This window comes from Colwellia hornerae (assembly GCF_007954355.1).
Classification (GTDB): domain Bacteria; phylum Pseudomonadota; class Gammaproteobacteria; order Enterobacterales; family Alteromonadaceae; genus Colwellia_A; species Colwellia_A hornerae.
Genome location: NZ_VOLR01000010.1, coordinates 24,684 through 38,892, shown reverse-complemented (window position 1 = coordinate 38,892; position 14,209 = coordinate 24,684). Strand labels below are relative to the sequence as shown.

Genomic DNA, 14,209 nt, shown 5'->3' with positions numbered 1-14,209 from the left:
ATAAAGTACAACTTAAGAAGATTTTCTCACCCGTAAATACCACTCAGATAATAACCGCACTTGTTTTTTTGTATAGCCTTTACTCATCATACGCTCGATAAAGTCATCATGTTTTTGTTGGTCGTCATTCGAGGTTTTAGTATTAAATGAAATAACAGGCAATAAATCTTCAGTGTTAGAGAACATTTTTTTCTCAATTACCGTGCGTAGTTTTTCGTAACTTGTCCAGTTTGGGTTTTTGCCATTGTTATTTGCTTTAGCTCGCAGCACAAAATTGACAATTTCATTTCGAAAATCTTTAGGGTTGCTAATACCAGCGGGTTTTTCAATTTTTTCTAATTCATTATTTAAGGCCTCTCGATCAAATAGTTGCCCTGTTTCTGCATCACGATATTCTTGGTCTTGTATCCAAAAATCGGCATAAGTAACATAGCGATCAAAAATGTTTTGTCCATATTCGGAATAAGACTCTAGATAAGCTGTTTGAATTTCCTTTCCAATAAATTCTATATATTGAGCAGATAAATAACCCTTGATGAACTCTACATAACGTTCGGCGGTTTCTTTAGGTAATTGTTCACGTTCAATTTGTTGTTCAAGCACATAAAATAGATGGACAGGATTTGCGGCAACTTCTAGATGATCGAAATTAAAAACGCGTGATAATATTTTAAAAGCAAAACGTGTTGAAAGCCCTGACATACCTTCATCTACACCGGCATAGTCACGATATTCTTGATACGATTTTGCTTTTGGATCGGTATCTTTTAAGCTTTCGCCGTCGTAAACACGCATTTTAGAATAAATACTTGAATTCTCCGGATCTTTTAAACGTGATAGTACCGAAAATTGCGCTAAGGTTTCTAGGGTATCAGGCGCACAATGAGCATTTTTCAACTCACTATTTTCAAGTAACTTTTGATAAATTTTGACCTCTTCTGAGACCCGCATGCAGTAAGGAACCTTAACAATATAAACTCGGTCTAAAAAGGCTTCGTTGTTTTTGTTATTCCTAAAGGTTTGCCATTCGGACTCATTAGAATGTGCCAGTAAAATACCTTTAAAAGGCAGGGCTGATAAACCTTCTGTTGGATTATAATTACCTTCTTGCGTCGCTGTTAATAAAGGATGCAATACTTTAATGGGGGCTTTAAACATTTCGACAAATTCCATCATGCCTTGATTTGCGCGACACAATGCTCCTGAATAACTATAGGCATCAGGGTCATTTTGGGCAAAATGTTCTAATTGTCTAATATCAACTTTACCCACTAAAGCTGAAATATCTTGATTGTTATCGTCACCGGGCTCTGTTTTTGCAATGGCTATTTGATCGAGAATTGAAGGATATAACTTAACCACTTCAAACTTGGCAATGTCGCCTTGATATTCATGCAGTCTTTTAACCACCCAAGGTGACATGATGGTATTTAAGAACCGCTCTGGAATTTTATACTCTTTCTTTAATATTTTTCCATCAGCGTCGGCATCAAACAAACAAAAAGGATGGTCGTTTACCGGGCTTCTCACCCCGTTGGCACTAAGCACATAAATAGGCTCTTGCTGCATTAAGGCTTTTAATTTTTCAGCTAATGATGATTTACCGCCACCGACGGGGCCCAATAAATAGAGAATTTGTTTTTGTTCTTCTAGCCCTTGAGAGGCATGCTTTAGGTAGGCAACAATTTGTTCTATTGCTTCCTCCATACCATAAAATTCTTTAAAAGCTGGATAGCGTGCTATAACACGATTAGAAAAAATACGGCTTAAAGTGGGTTCGTTTGAGGTGTCGATCATTTCGGGCTCGCCGATGGCAAGTAATAATCGTTCAGCAGCACTAGCGTAAGCAAGCTTGTCATTTTGACAAATACTGAGAAATTCTTGAATACTAAAGTTTTCTTCTTTAGCTTCATCGTAACGTAATTGATAATGCTGAAAAATACTCATAACTGCCTCCATAAGGAAAAAAAATTGCAGATGAGTAAAACTTACCGTAGTAAAAAGTCGATATTGTTTAACTCATACAAATAAGACCGAGAAACTATCGATATTCGTTCCAATAAAACGTTCAACTTTAACTTGAAACGAGTACGTCTATTGTTAAGTTTAGACGTTATTTTTTAAGGGAGGGGTTAATTAAGGTACTAGTTACGAAAAACTATTGGGAAAAAAATCTTTATTACTGATAATTAAAGAAAAAGCATTCAAATTTTAAGTATAAAAAAACCAGAGTCTAAACTCTGGTTTTTAAAGATACATTAATAATTATTTATTAATGAGTAAAAGTTAAGCGAAATTTGCCGCAGCAAAATCCCAGTTAGCTAATGCCCAAAAGCCAGCCATGTAGCTTGGACGAAGATTACGGTAATCAATGTAGTAAGCATGTTCCCATAAATCTACTGTTAATAACGGTGTAACGCTATCATCAGTTAATGGTGTTGCAGCATTTGAAGTGTTTACGATAGCAAGGCTACCATCTGCTTTTTTCACTAACCATGTCCAGCTTGAACCAAAGTTGTTGATTGCACTTTCAGTAAATTTCGTTTTAAATTCAGCGAAAGAACCAAAGCTTGCATTGATTGCATCAGCTAAAGCGCCTGTTGGTTCGCCGCCGCCGTTAGGGCTTAAGCTGTTCCAGTAGAACGTGTGATTCCAAATTTGTGCTGCATTATTGAAAATGCCTGCTGATGAAGTTTTTACGATGTCTTCTAAAGACTTACCTTCAAAATCAGTACCTTCAATTAATCCATTAAGCTTTACAACATAAGTGTTGTGATGCTTACCGTAGTGAAACTCAAGTGTTTCAGCTGAAATATGTGGTACAAGTGCATCTTGTGCATAAGGTAATGCGGGTAATTCAATAGCCATTAGTTTCTCCAGAAATGGGTTATACAAATTTATTTTTGCGCAAAAATAAAGAAGTTGTGTGCTTTTATTTAAAAACGAGTTAAAACCTAGTAAACTAGTCAAGTATTATTAAAGCTTGACTAGTGTACCCATTTATATAGGTTTTGCCAGTGTAAATATCAAGCCTGTTATTGTTTATTCGACTAAATAAGTGCTTTTTAGTCTTTATTACCTTGATTATTTTAGTGGCAGACTCCATTAATCAAAGTAATAAACATTAAATTTTATATTGTAAAGATCGAGGTTTTATCGGTCTTAATTAGAGGTATCCCATGGAAACTATTGAACGTATCAAAGAACAACTTTCTGAAAACACTATTTTGCTTTATATGAAAGGTTCTCCTAAATTGCCTAGCTGTGGCTTTTCTTCACAAGCATCACAAGCACTAATGCAGTGTGGTGAAAAATTTGCTTATGTTGATATTTTACAAAACCCAGATATTCGTGCTGAATTACCTAAATATGCTGATTGGCCGACATTTCCACAATTATGGGTTGACGGTGAATTAGTCGGTGGTTGTGACATTATTATGGAAATGTTCCAACAAGGTGAATTACAAACCTTAATCAAAGAAGCTGCAGAAAAAAATAATTCTGAAGAAAAAGCTTAATAACATTTTAGAAATTGACGTTACTTATCTTTCTTATCAAAAGAGATGAAAATAAGTTGAAAATCACCTTATCGTCTCAATAATAGGTGTACGTCAGTTTTATGATTTAAATCAATTTAATAAATATATCGGAGAAAAGAATGAGTGTATTAGTTGGTCGTGCAGCACCAGATTTTACTGCAGCAGCAGTTTTAGGTAGTGGCGAAATTGTTGATAGCTTTACGTTATCGACAGCAATCAAAGGTAAAAAAGCGGTAGTATTTTTCTACCCTCTAGATTTTACTTTTGTTTGTCCGTCTGAGTTATTAGCTTTTGATCACCGTATGGAAGAATTCAAAAACCGTGGTGTTGAAGTTATTGGTGTTTCTATCGATTCACAGTTTTCACATAACGCATGGCGTAACACTCCAGTAAACGAAGGTGGTATTGGTCCAGTACAATATACTTTAGTTGCTGATACAAAACATGAAATTTGTAAAGCATACGATGTTGAACATCCTGAAGCAGGTGTTGCATTTCGTGGTTCTTTCTTAATTGATGAAGAAGGCAATGTACGTCATCAAGTGATTAACGATTTACCATTAGGTCGTGACGTTGACGAAATGATCCGCATGGTTGACGCATTACAATTCCACCAAGAGCACGGCGAAGTTTGTCCTGCTGGCTGGAACAAAGGTGATAAAGGTATGACAGCTTCTCCAGAAGGTGTTGCATCTTACTTAGCTGATAATGCAGACAAACTTTAAGATAATGATTTAGGCTTTAGTTAGTCTATAGTCGTTTTTGAAAGTAATCAAAAAACCGCTTAATTGCGGTTTTTTTATGTTCAGGAAGAACAGTATGTCACGTTGCCATGGATGGCAAAGAGTGACGATGTTCAGGAAGAACAGTATGTCACGTTGTCATGGATAGCAAAGAGTGACGATGTTCAGGAAGAACAGTATGTCACGTTGCCATGGATGGCAAAGAGTGACGATGTTCAGGAAGAACAGTATGTCACGTTGCCATGGATGGCAAAGAGTGACGATGTTCAGGAAGAACAGTATGTCACGTTGCCATGGATGGCAAAGAGTGACGATGTTCAGGAAGAACAGTATGTCACGTTGCCATGGATGGCAAAGAGTGACGATGTTCAGGAAGAACAGTATGTCACGTTGCCATGGATGGCAAAGAGTGACGATGTTCAGGAAGAACAGTATGTCACGTTGTCATGGATAGCAAAGAGTGACGATGTTCAAGATTTTATCCCGTCATGTTGAATTCATTTCAGTATCTAAACCACTGGATCCTAAAAGAATTCAGGATAACAGCGTGTTATTCCAAACTTTATTCAGTATCACGGAGTCTTTATTGAAGAGGCTAAAGAATATAAAGTGATGGCGTTTAAAATTAAGTTAATCAAAAATTGAAAAGCAATCTACACTTAATTCATCATCTTCTTGGTTTTTGGAATTGTTTTGTTTGTACCTAAGGCGCTTTATGAGAACTTACCGTTCGGGTATTTTATTGTTAGTGGTTATTTACTTACCTTTAATATGACATGGCCTATGCTTATTTCAGCGGGACTATTTTATAGTGCCGGTTGCGTTACGTTAGTCACGCGTTCAGCTAATCGAAGATTAGATAAACAAAAACAGCTCGGCATAACAAATAAATTACCTGAGCTGCTCTATGAATACTTACCCTTTATTTATGGTGCTATCGGGGTTTTTACCTTGGTGATCACAAAAAACTCACTTTTTCAATTTTGTGCGTTTACTTTGATTGTTTTAGCGCTAAGAAATTTATTATGCCGTCACAATAACCGTAATAGTTCCGCTAAATTATTTTAATCGCTTGCCGGTGAATCATTATCTTGTTGTTCTTCATCGGCTATTGCTAGCGGCCAACCACCCATTTTTTGCCATTTGTTGACAATAAAACAAAAAAGTTCAGCGGTTTTTTCTGTATCGTAAAGTGCTGAATGTGCTTCACTATTATTAAAGTCTAAGCCTGCCGCTAAACAGGCTTTTGCCAGTACGGTTTGTCCAAGCGCTAAACCCGATAATGTCGTGGTATCAAAGCTAACAAAAGGATGAAAAGGTGAGCGTTTTATTGAACATCGCTCTACAGCAGCATTAACAAAACCTAAATCAAAAGCAGCATTATGAGCGACCATCACCGCACGTTGGCAGCCAGCAAGCTTCATTTTTTTTCGAATTAATTTAAAGATCTCTGTTAATGCTTTGTTTTCGTCGACAGCGCCACGTAATGGGTTTGTTGGGTCTATACCGGTAAACTCTAACGCCGCTTGCTCTAAGTTAGCGCCTTCAAAAGGTTCAACGTTAAAGTGAATAGTTTCATCAAGTGAAAATTGCCCGGTGCTTTCATCTAGTGATAAAGTCGTTGCTGCTATTTCCAATAAAGCATCAGTTTGCGCATTAAAACCTGCTGTTTCAACATCGATGACCACTGGAAAGTAACCTCTGAAGCGCTGTGCAAAAGCACTTTTAGTATTTTTATCAGCAGAACTCTTATTTTTAGTCTCAGGGTTTATACTCATGTTTACATCTTTTATTAGTTAGCATTCAATTTCAAGGAGTAAATTATCGCAGAAAAAAAATGGAAACTCTATGCGAACCCTATGATGAAGCTTGAAAGTTATGAAAATATTGCTGATTACTGCTAAAGTTATAAAATATTGGGTCGATAATAGATACGTGGCAGGATAAAAGATAAATATTTTATGAAAAAAACTATCATTACATTATTATTATGCGTATTTGTTAGTCAAGCCAATGCTGGTATTCGTCAGTATGGTGCTGACTTAGAACATGCTAATTGGCAGTTAACTAATAACTCTAGGTTAGAGTGCACCTTATCGCACCAAATACCTAATTATGGTGAAGCAAAATTCTATAGTACAGCAAGCCGTAAAATGAATATGGAATTTGAACTCGATATGATGAGGCTACCCGATACTTATTCATTAGCTGAAGTTCGCTCGGTTGCGCCTAATTGGCGTCCAGGGAAAAATGGTCGAACTATTGCCAATATGAAACTGCATAAGCAGTTTGCTCCAAGCCTACCGAAAAAGGTTGCTTGGAATATGCTCAATGAATTAGAGCAGGGCATGAACCCCACTTTTTACTATAACGACTGGTACAGTGATAACGATCTTATTTCTGTTGGTATTTCAACCGCTAAGTTTAACCGTGCTTATCAAGAATTCATTGGTTGTGTCGGTAACTTACTTAATTACAATTTTGATGATATTTCTTACACGGTATTAAATTATCAATTTGGTGGTGACAGTTTAACTAAATCATCTAAAAAGCGTTTAACGATGATCGCAGAGTACCTTACCTTAGATCAAAATTTAGCGTTGGTGCTTATTGATGGTTATACCGACAGTTATGGTGGCAGAAACGATAATTTGAAAATATCGAACCGCCGAGCAAACACGATTCGCGAGCATTTTGTTAAAAGTGGTATTGATCCTAGTCGAATTGAAGCAAAAGGTTATGGCGAAAAGCGTCATATTGCTGCTAACAATACCGTTATTGGTCGTGCACAAAACAGACGTGTTGTTATTAGAATGGAACAACCGTAAAGACGAATGTACTGTAAAAAAATTATTTTATAAAGAATCAGTTGAATAGGCTGGTAGGTTATTTTAATCTATCAGCCTATTTTTTTATTGGATCTTCCATAATGCGACCATTGTTTAAGTCTTTATTTGCACTATTGGTTTTATCGAGCTTTACAAGTTTGGCAAAAACCAATGATGCTTACACCTATGCTAATTACGACCAAGTAAAAACAACCCACATTTATTTAGATCTAGCGGTTAATTTTGATGAAAAATCACTCGTTGGTTTTGCAGAATTATCGTTAGAGTGGTTAAGTAAAACTTCGCAGCCGATTATTCTCGATACCCGAGATTTAATCATCGACCGTGTTATGGCTCAAACTGAAGCAGGACAATGGCGTGGGGTAAGTTTCTCACTTGCTAATCGTGATAACGTTTTAGGTTCTAAACTCACCATTAATAATACTTTTAAAGCACAAAAAATTCGTGTTTATTATCAATCCACCGAACAAGCATCAGGTTTGCAATGGTTGTCAGCTGAACAAACTGCAGGTAAAAAGCATCCTTTCTTATTCAGTCAAAATCAAGCGATTCACGCACGTTCATGGATACCAGTGCAAGACACACCCAGTGTTCGCGTAACCTATACCGCTCGTATTACCACACCTGATAATTTATTAGCGGTCATGAGCGCGAATAACGAACCTGATACCGCTCGTGATGGCGATTACTTTTTTAGTATGCCGCAGGCTATCCCTCCGTATTTGATTGCAATTAGTGTTGGCGATCTAGAATTTAAAGCGATGAGCAAGCAAACCGGCATTTATGCTGAAGCGAGCATTTTAGATGCAGCGGTTAGCGAATTTGATGATACACAAGCGATGATTGACGAGTCAGAAAAAATCTTTGGTCCTTATCGTTGGGGTCGTTATGACTTACTTATATTACCGCCTAGCTTTCCCTTTGGTGGCATGGAAAATCCACGTTTGTCTTTTATTACCCCAACAGTTATTGCCGGTGATAAAAGTTTAGTCAATTTAATTGCTCATGAACTCGCTCATTCTTGGTCGGGTAATTTAGTGACCAATGAAAGCTGGCGCGACTTATGGTTAAACGAAGGTTTTACCAGTTATGTTGAAAATCGCATTATGGAAGCAGTATTTGGTGAAGACCGAGCGGTTATGGAGCAAGCGCTTGGCGCACAAAGTTTAAATTACGAAATTGCTGAATTAGCACCAGGTGATACTCAACTTTATATCGACCTTAAAGGGCGTGATCCTGATGACGCCTTCTCAGGTGTTCCTTATGTAAAAGGTCAGCTATTTTTAATGTTTTTAGAAGCTAAATTTGGTCGCGATAAGTTTGACACTTTTATTTTAGATTACTTTAACAGCCATGCCTTTGAAAGCTTAGGTACTGCTAATTTTGTTATTTATTTGAAAACGCATCTTACCGATAAATATCCAAATATTGTTAGTGATAAAGAAGTCAATGAATGGATTTATGAACAAGGGCTACCTAGCTATGCACCGCAGCCTACATCAAGTGCATTTACCACTATCGATGGTCAAATTAATAGTCTGTTAGGTGATAAAATAACTTTAGCGCAATTGCCAACCAAAGCATGGACATTGCATGAGTGGTTGCACTTTATTAATAACTTACCGGTAACACTTCCAACGGAGCGGATGAGCGCACTCGATAAAGCGTTTAACTTAACCGCTAGTACTAATGCTGAAATTGCCCATGCATGGTACTTATTAGCATTAAGAACAGGTTACGATACGGTTTATCCTGCGATGTCTAAATATCTGATTTCAATTGGTCGTCGTAAGTTAATTGTACCACTATATAAAGCGTTAGCTGAAACGCCAGCAGGTAAAGCTTGGGCACTTGATGTCTATGAAAAAGCCCGGCCTGGCTATCATGGTTTAGCGCAAGGGACTATTGATGGAGTCTTAAAAGCTAAATAATTTCAGATAAAATGATAAAATAAAAACGCCACGTTAACATTAATTAACGTGGCGTTTTCTTTAAGTAACTTAATTGCGTTTACATTATTTACTGTTGTTTTCTTCTACAATCACATCGACTTGTCGCAAGCGATTTTGCTGTGAAATAACGACCCGAATACTATGCAGCTCTTGGTTAAATGTTATCGTTAAACGGCCACGTTTTCTCTCTTGGTTTAGCGGTTGTCCATATTCTTTTTGATAAAAATTGATCACTTCTGCTTCGCTGCTTTTTGTAAAGTAGTTTATAACTGCAGGTGTTTCATGGGTAAATTCGGCAAAAACTCGCGCATCACTCATGGTCGCTATGGTTACCATAGCGTTTTCTTCTGCCATGGCGAGATTAATGTTTACTAATGTAAAAGCGACCAATAGTGTTTTCAATGAACAAGCTAATTGACTTGATAAATTTACGGTACGTAGGTTAAGCATAATATTTGATCCTTTAACTGACTTAGCTAAATCTAGTGTGTTGTAAGGTGATTTTCAAGAATATTGTTAATAATCTAACAATTTACGTTATATAAAGTATTGTTTAAATAACAAATTATAATAGCGGTAATAAGCATCTAATCGTATAAATAACGCTAACTAGCTGATTAATAATTAATTAACATGAACGGTCAACAAAATCGTCTTAGTAATGACTTAGCTGTCGACAAAGTCATCTCTGTAATGATCAACCCATAAAGCCGTTGCACCACATATCGCGACGGGCATCACCACTAGATTAACAATTGGGATCATTGAAAATATTGCTGTGGTGATACCAAAGCTATAACTTAACCCTTGCTTTTTTTTCAACGCGTAACGCATTTCATTAAAGTCAATTTTATGATTGTCAAACGGATAGTCTTTATATTGAACAGCCATCATCCAAGCTAAAAATAAAAACCACAATATTTGTCCTATAATCGGCAGTATCCAATAAAGGATAAAAAAACCAATAGCCCGTGGTAGATAATAACGTAATTTACACCATTCTCTTGATAATGTCCTTGGTACATCTTTTATAATATCGAGGGTCGATGTGTCTGGTATTGTTTTACCACAGAGCAACAATTCCATTTTTTCTGCTAACAAACCATTAAAAGGCGCAGCAATCCAGTTGGCGACCGAGCTAAATATAAAAGAGAACATCACTAGCAAAAACAGTAAAGCGACCGGCCATAAAAAAGTACTTAACCAAGACAGCCAATCAGGAAGCCAGTTATCGAGCATAGTCATATAGGTATCAAGTTCTAAAAATAGCGCATAAAAGGCAACGCTAAATAACACTAAATTAACCAGTAGTGGTATAAATACAAAGCGACGAATACCTTTTTCTCTGATTAATTCAAAGCCTTTAATAAAATACCCAGCACCACTGTTAGCTAACGGTTGATTAATAATTGTATTCATTGATTGATTTTTATCCTTACATGCTGTTTTAACTGTGATTATAAAATAAATTGATAAATTGAACAGATGTTTCATGTTACAAAATATAGATAACTCTGCTAAAATTTTATTGTTGAGCATTATAAAAGTATAACAATAAAAGGTTTCTGTGTTTTATGCGTTTAAAGCATATAAAACTTGCTGGTTTTAAATCGTTTGTTGACCCGACCAAAGTGCCATTCGAACAAAGAATGACAGCTATTGTTGGGCCAAACGGTTGTGGAAAATCTAATATTATTGACGCTGTTCGTTGGGTACTTGGTGAAAGTTCAGCGAAGAACTTGCGTGGCGATGCCATGACAGACGTTATTTTTAATGGCGCTGCAACACGAAAACCCGTTGGACAAGCATCAGTTGAATTGTTATTTGATAATATTGATGGTCGTATTCAAGGTAATATGGCCGATCGTAACCAAGTCTCCATTCGACGTGTTATTAATCGCGATAGTCAAAATACTTATTATTTAAACGGCAGTAAATGCCGCCGTCGAGATATCACTGATATTTTCCTTGGTACCGGTCTTGGTCCTCGCAGTTATGCGATTATTGAACAAGGTACGATCTCAAAACTTATTGAATCTAAGCCGCAAGAGTTACGTGTTTTTATTGAAGAAGCCGCGGGTATTTCTAAATATAAAGAACGCCGCAGAGACACTGAAAATAGAATTAGACACACCCGTGAAAACCTTGAACGCTTAAACGATATTCGTGTAGAGCTTGGTTTGCAAATCGACAAATTACACCAGCAAGCAGAAGCCGCTAAACGTTTTAAAACCTTAAAAACTAGAGAGCGTAAATATAGAGCTGAGTTGACTGTTTTAAAATGGCAAAAATTTGACCAACAAGCTAACGAACAAAAACAACAAGTAAGCCAATTCCAAACTGAAATTGAAGCCTTGATTGTCGAACAGAAAAAAATCGACATTCAGTTGTTTGATGCTAAACAAAAAGTGACCATAGGCGGTGAGTCTAGCGGTGAGCTACATCAGAAAAAATTATTATTAAGTAATGATATCGCTCGCGCAGAGCAAAACATTAAACATTTAAAGCAACAAAAACAGAAAGCCCAGCACGATAACAGTGTTACCCAGCAACAGTTGATTAATGCCCAACAACTGGTGCTAGCTGAGCAAAAACAGCTCCAAAATAGTACCTTAAAAATTACCGAGCACGTACCTGAACTTGAACTAATAGAGCAGCAATTACTTGAAAGCCAAGTTCAGTTAGAGGGCTATATTGAACAGCAACGCAATGAACATCAACAATGGCAAATCTTGCAACGCCAACACCAAGATACAAGTGATGATCACCTGAGAGTTAACCAGAAAATATCTCAGTTAAGCGAGCAGATAAGTCATCAGCAGCAACGACAGCAGTCGTTAACGCATTTATTAGCGAGTTTAACGGACGAAAGCTTAACTGAAAATGTCGAGAGTACTGCAGACCTGCAAATTAAGCTAGTCAAGCAAGAGAAACAACAGCAGACTTTGCTAAAGCAATATAACGATAATGAATCAAACCAACTAGCACTTACTGCAAAAATTAGCATTTTCTCGCAGCAGCAAGCACAGCACAGCGGTGAAATAGCAGCATTAAAGCTTTATTTAAAACAATTACAGATACAGCAAAATCAACAAGCAGATTGGCGTATTAAGCAAAAAGAGTGGTTAAGTGCGCGCGGGCAAAAGGTACTTGGTGCAGTTTATCAATTTTTAACCGTGGAAACTGCTTGGCAGGCAAGTGTCGAGCTAGTCTTAGATCATTGGTTACAAGGCGAATTGGTTGAACACTTTCCAACAGAAGTCACTATTGAACCGCTATTCTTAGTACTTGAACAGCAAAGAAACAACAGTAGCGTGACTCGTTCAGTGCAAGAAAAAACAGGTACCTTAGCTGAAAAAGTTAAAGGTTTACCCGCTATAACGGCCTTTCTAAATAATATTTTGATTGCCGATGATTATCAACAAGCACAACAGCTGATGTTAACGCTTACTGAGTACCAGTCTGTTATTTGTAAAGATGGTACTTGGCTAAGCCAGTATTTCTTGCGAAAAGGTAGTGCTGAAAATTTTAATGCCTTGCTGCAGTTAACTGATAATATTAGCCATACCTCAGAAAAAATCACCGAGTTGCAAGTCAGTATTGACGATGACCACGTTAAAGAAAGTCAGCTAATTAAAGGCAAAGAACAATTTGTTAGTGACGCTAAGATACTTAAAACAACAATCGAACAATCGACTCATCAAGCTCAGGCTTTACAGCAAAAAATTGCTTTGGCTAAACAAGCAGCAGAGCAACGTGATAAACAAAGTAGCCTTTATCAGCAAGAACTAACAACGCTAGAAAGTTTACTTATTCAAAACAAAAAATTATTATCACTGCAAGAAGCTGGGCTTACAAAATTACCAAAACATGATGCCGATCAGCTTATGAATATCAGTAGTGCACAAGAGAGTTTACAAAGAAAAATTCAAGACAGCCAAGAAAGTAGCCAAAGGTTTCATCAACAAAAACATCAGCAAGCGTTGATGATTGAAAAGTTGAACTATGAGCAAGCACAAGGCCAATTATCATTGGTTCGCGCGCAAGAAAGCATTCAACAACTTACCAAACAACAACGCATGCATCAAAAAATTGTTGAAGATTGTGCTTCTCCATTACAAGTTGATGAGCAAAAGTTACAAGCATGGTTAATAGATGTTGCGGAACTTGATGGAAGAATAGCAAAAATCCAACATGATACAACAGACTCTAAAACATTGATTAATGACGCAGAATCAAAAGTTCAGCAACTAACTAGGAATATTAACAGTAAGAAAGAGCAAATTAATGCCGTTCATTTGACGGCAGAAAGTTATCGCCTGCGTGCTGATGCGGCACTCGAACAACTTAATGAAATGCAACAGAACTTGTTGGCCGTACAATCTGCGATGCCAGAACAGGCAAAAGAGCCTTTATGGCAAGCTCATATTGTCAATTTAGGTAAAGATATTAATCGTTTAGGCGCAATAAACCTTGCCGCTATTAATGAGTATCAAATACAATTCGAACGAAAGACCTATCTTGATCAACAAGATGAAGATTTAACCCAAGCCATTAATACGTTAGAATTAGCTATTGCTAAGATAGATAAAGAAAGCCGCCACAAATTTAAGAATACCTTTGAAAAGATTAATAGTGATCTTAAAGCATTATTTCCTAAGGTTTTTGGTGGTGGTAGTGCTTATTTAGCCTTAACAGATGATGATATGCTTGAAACGGGTGTTACTATTATGGCAAGACCGCCAGGTAAAAAAAATAGTACGATTCACTTATTATCTGGTGGCGAAAAAGCGCTGACCGCATTATCATTAGTGTTCGCGATCTTTAGGTTAAATCCTGCACCATTTTGTATGCTTGATGAAGTCGATGCGCCACTTGATGATGCTAACGTTAGCCGTTTTTGTAACTTGGTACGAGAGATGTCGCAAACTGTGCAGTTTATTTATATCAGTCATAACAAAATAGCGATGGAAATGGCGAGTCAGTTAACCGGTGTTACTATGTTTGAACCGGGCGTATCAAAAATGGTAGCTGTAGATATTGATGAAGCAATCGCTATGGCTGAATTAGAATAAGTACAAAATTAAGTAAAGCTAAACCAAGCTGAAAATAGAATAATAAAAGGC

The 14,209-nt window shown here is 37.0% G+C and carries 12 protein-coding genes; 7 read left to right on the top strand and 5 right to left on the bottom strand.

Going from position 1 to position 14,209, the window contains the following annotated elements:
- Positions 1-12 precede the first annotated feature (12 nt).
- Both ESZ26_RS08565 and sodB read right to left on the bottom strand, forming a co-directional pair.
- Entirely contained in the window at positions 13-1,947 is a 1,935-nt protein-coding gene (locus ESZ26_RS08565) for a PrkA family serine protein kinase (RefSeq protein WP_146799333.1), read from the bottom strand.
- 339 nt (positions 1,948-2,286) lie between these two features.
- A complete protein-coding gene (gene sodB / locus ESZ26_RS08560) occupies positions 2,287-2,868 on the bottom strand; it encodes a superoxide dismutase [Fe] (protein ID WP_146799332.1) in 582 nt (193 codons plus the stop codon).
- 311 nt (positions 2,869-3,179) lie between these two features.
- Between sodB and ESZ26_RS08555 the strand changes: the two genes are divergently transcribed.
- The 4 genes from ESZ26_RS08555 (at position 3,180) to ESZ26_RS08540 (ending at position 5,350) form a co-directional block, all read left to right on the top strand.
- Positions 3,180-3,518, top strand: a complete 339-nt coding sequence (locus ESZ26_RS08555) for a Grx4 family monothiol glutaredoxin (RefSeq protein ID WP_070376459.1) — start codon at positions 3,180-3,182, stop codon at positions 3,516-3,518.
- 140 nt (positions 3,519-3,658) lie between these two features.
- Entirely contained in the window at positions 3,659-4,264 is a 606-nt protein-coding gene (locus tag ESZ26_RS08550; protein ID WP_146799331.1) for a peroxiredoxin, read from the top strand.
- A gap of 111 nt (positions 4,265-4,375) precedes the next feature.
- Positions 4,376-4,777, top strand: a complete 402-nt coding sequence (locus ESZ26_RS08545; protein WP_146799330.1) for a hypothetical protein — start codon at positions 4,376-4,378, stop codon at positions 4,775-4,777.
- A 198-nt stretch (positions 4,778-4,975) separates the two neighbouring features.
- Complete coding sequence (locus ESZ26_RS08540) at positions 4,976-5,350, top strand: hypothetical protein (protein WP_146799329.1); 375 nt, start codon at positions 4,976-4,978, stop codon at positions 5,348-5,350.
- Here ESZ26_RS08540 and rnt read toward each other — a convergent pair.
- Positions 5,347-6,060 (bottom strand): ribonuclease T, encoded by a 714-nt coding sequence (gene rnt, locus ESZ26_RS08535; RefSeq protein WP_146799328.1) that lies wholly within the window; start codon positions 6,058-6,060, stop codon positions 5,347-5,349. The two genes, ESZ26_RS08540 and rnt, sit on opposite strands and share 4 nt — an antisense overlap.
- A 183-nt stretch (positions 6,061-6,243) precedes the next feature.
- On the opposite strand from rnt, the gene ESZ26_RS08530 reads away from it, so the two are divergent.
- Together ESZ26_RS08530 and ESZ26_RS08525 are read left to right on the top strand one after the other, a co-directional pair.
- Positions 6,244-7,110, top strand: a complete 867-nt coding sequence (locus ESZ26_RS08530) for a flagellar protein MotY (RefSeq protein WP_146799327.1) — start codon at positions 6,244-6,246, stop codon at positions 7,108-7,110.
- Between the two features lie 101 nt (positions 7,111-7,211).
- On the top strand, positions 7,212-9,062 hold the full coding sequence (locus ESZ26_RS08525; protein WP_146799326.1) for a M1 family metallopeptidase: 1,851 nt from the start codon (positions 7,212-7,214) through the stop codon (positions 9,060-9,062).
- 84 nt (positions 9,063-9,146) lie between these two features.
- On the opposite strand, the gene ESZ26_RS08520 is transcribed toward ESZ26_RS08525, so the two are convergent.
- On the bottom strand, positions 9,147-9,533 hold the full coding sequence (locus ESZ26_RS08520) for a hypothetical protein (RefSeq protein ID WP_146799325.1): 387 nt from the start codon (positions 9,531-9,533) through the stop codon (positions 9,147-9,149).
- 216 nt (positions 9,534-9,749) lie between these two features.
- Entirely contained in the window at positions 9,750-10,502 is a 753-nt protein-coding gene (gene cysZ, locus ESZ26_RS08515) for a sulfate transporter CysZ (RefSeq protein ID WP_146799324.1), read from the bottom strand.
- 155 nt (positions 10,503-10,657) lie between these two features.
- On the opposite strand from cysZ, the gene smc reads away from it, so the two are divergent.
- Positions 10,658-14,158, top strand: coding sequence for a chromosome segregation protein SMC (smc, locus tag ESZ26_RS08510; protein ID WP_146799323.1), 3,501 nt, complete (start codon positions 10,658-10,660; stop codon positions 14,156-14,158).
- Positions 14,159-14,209 lie beyond the last annotated feature (51 nt).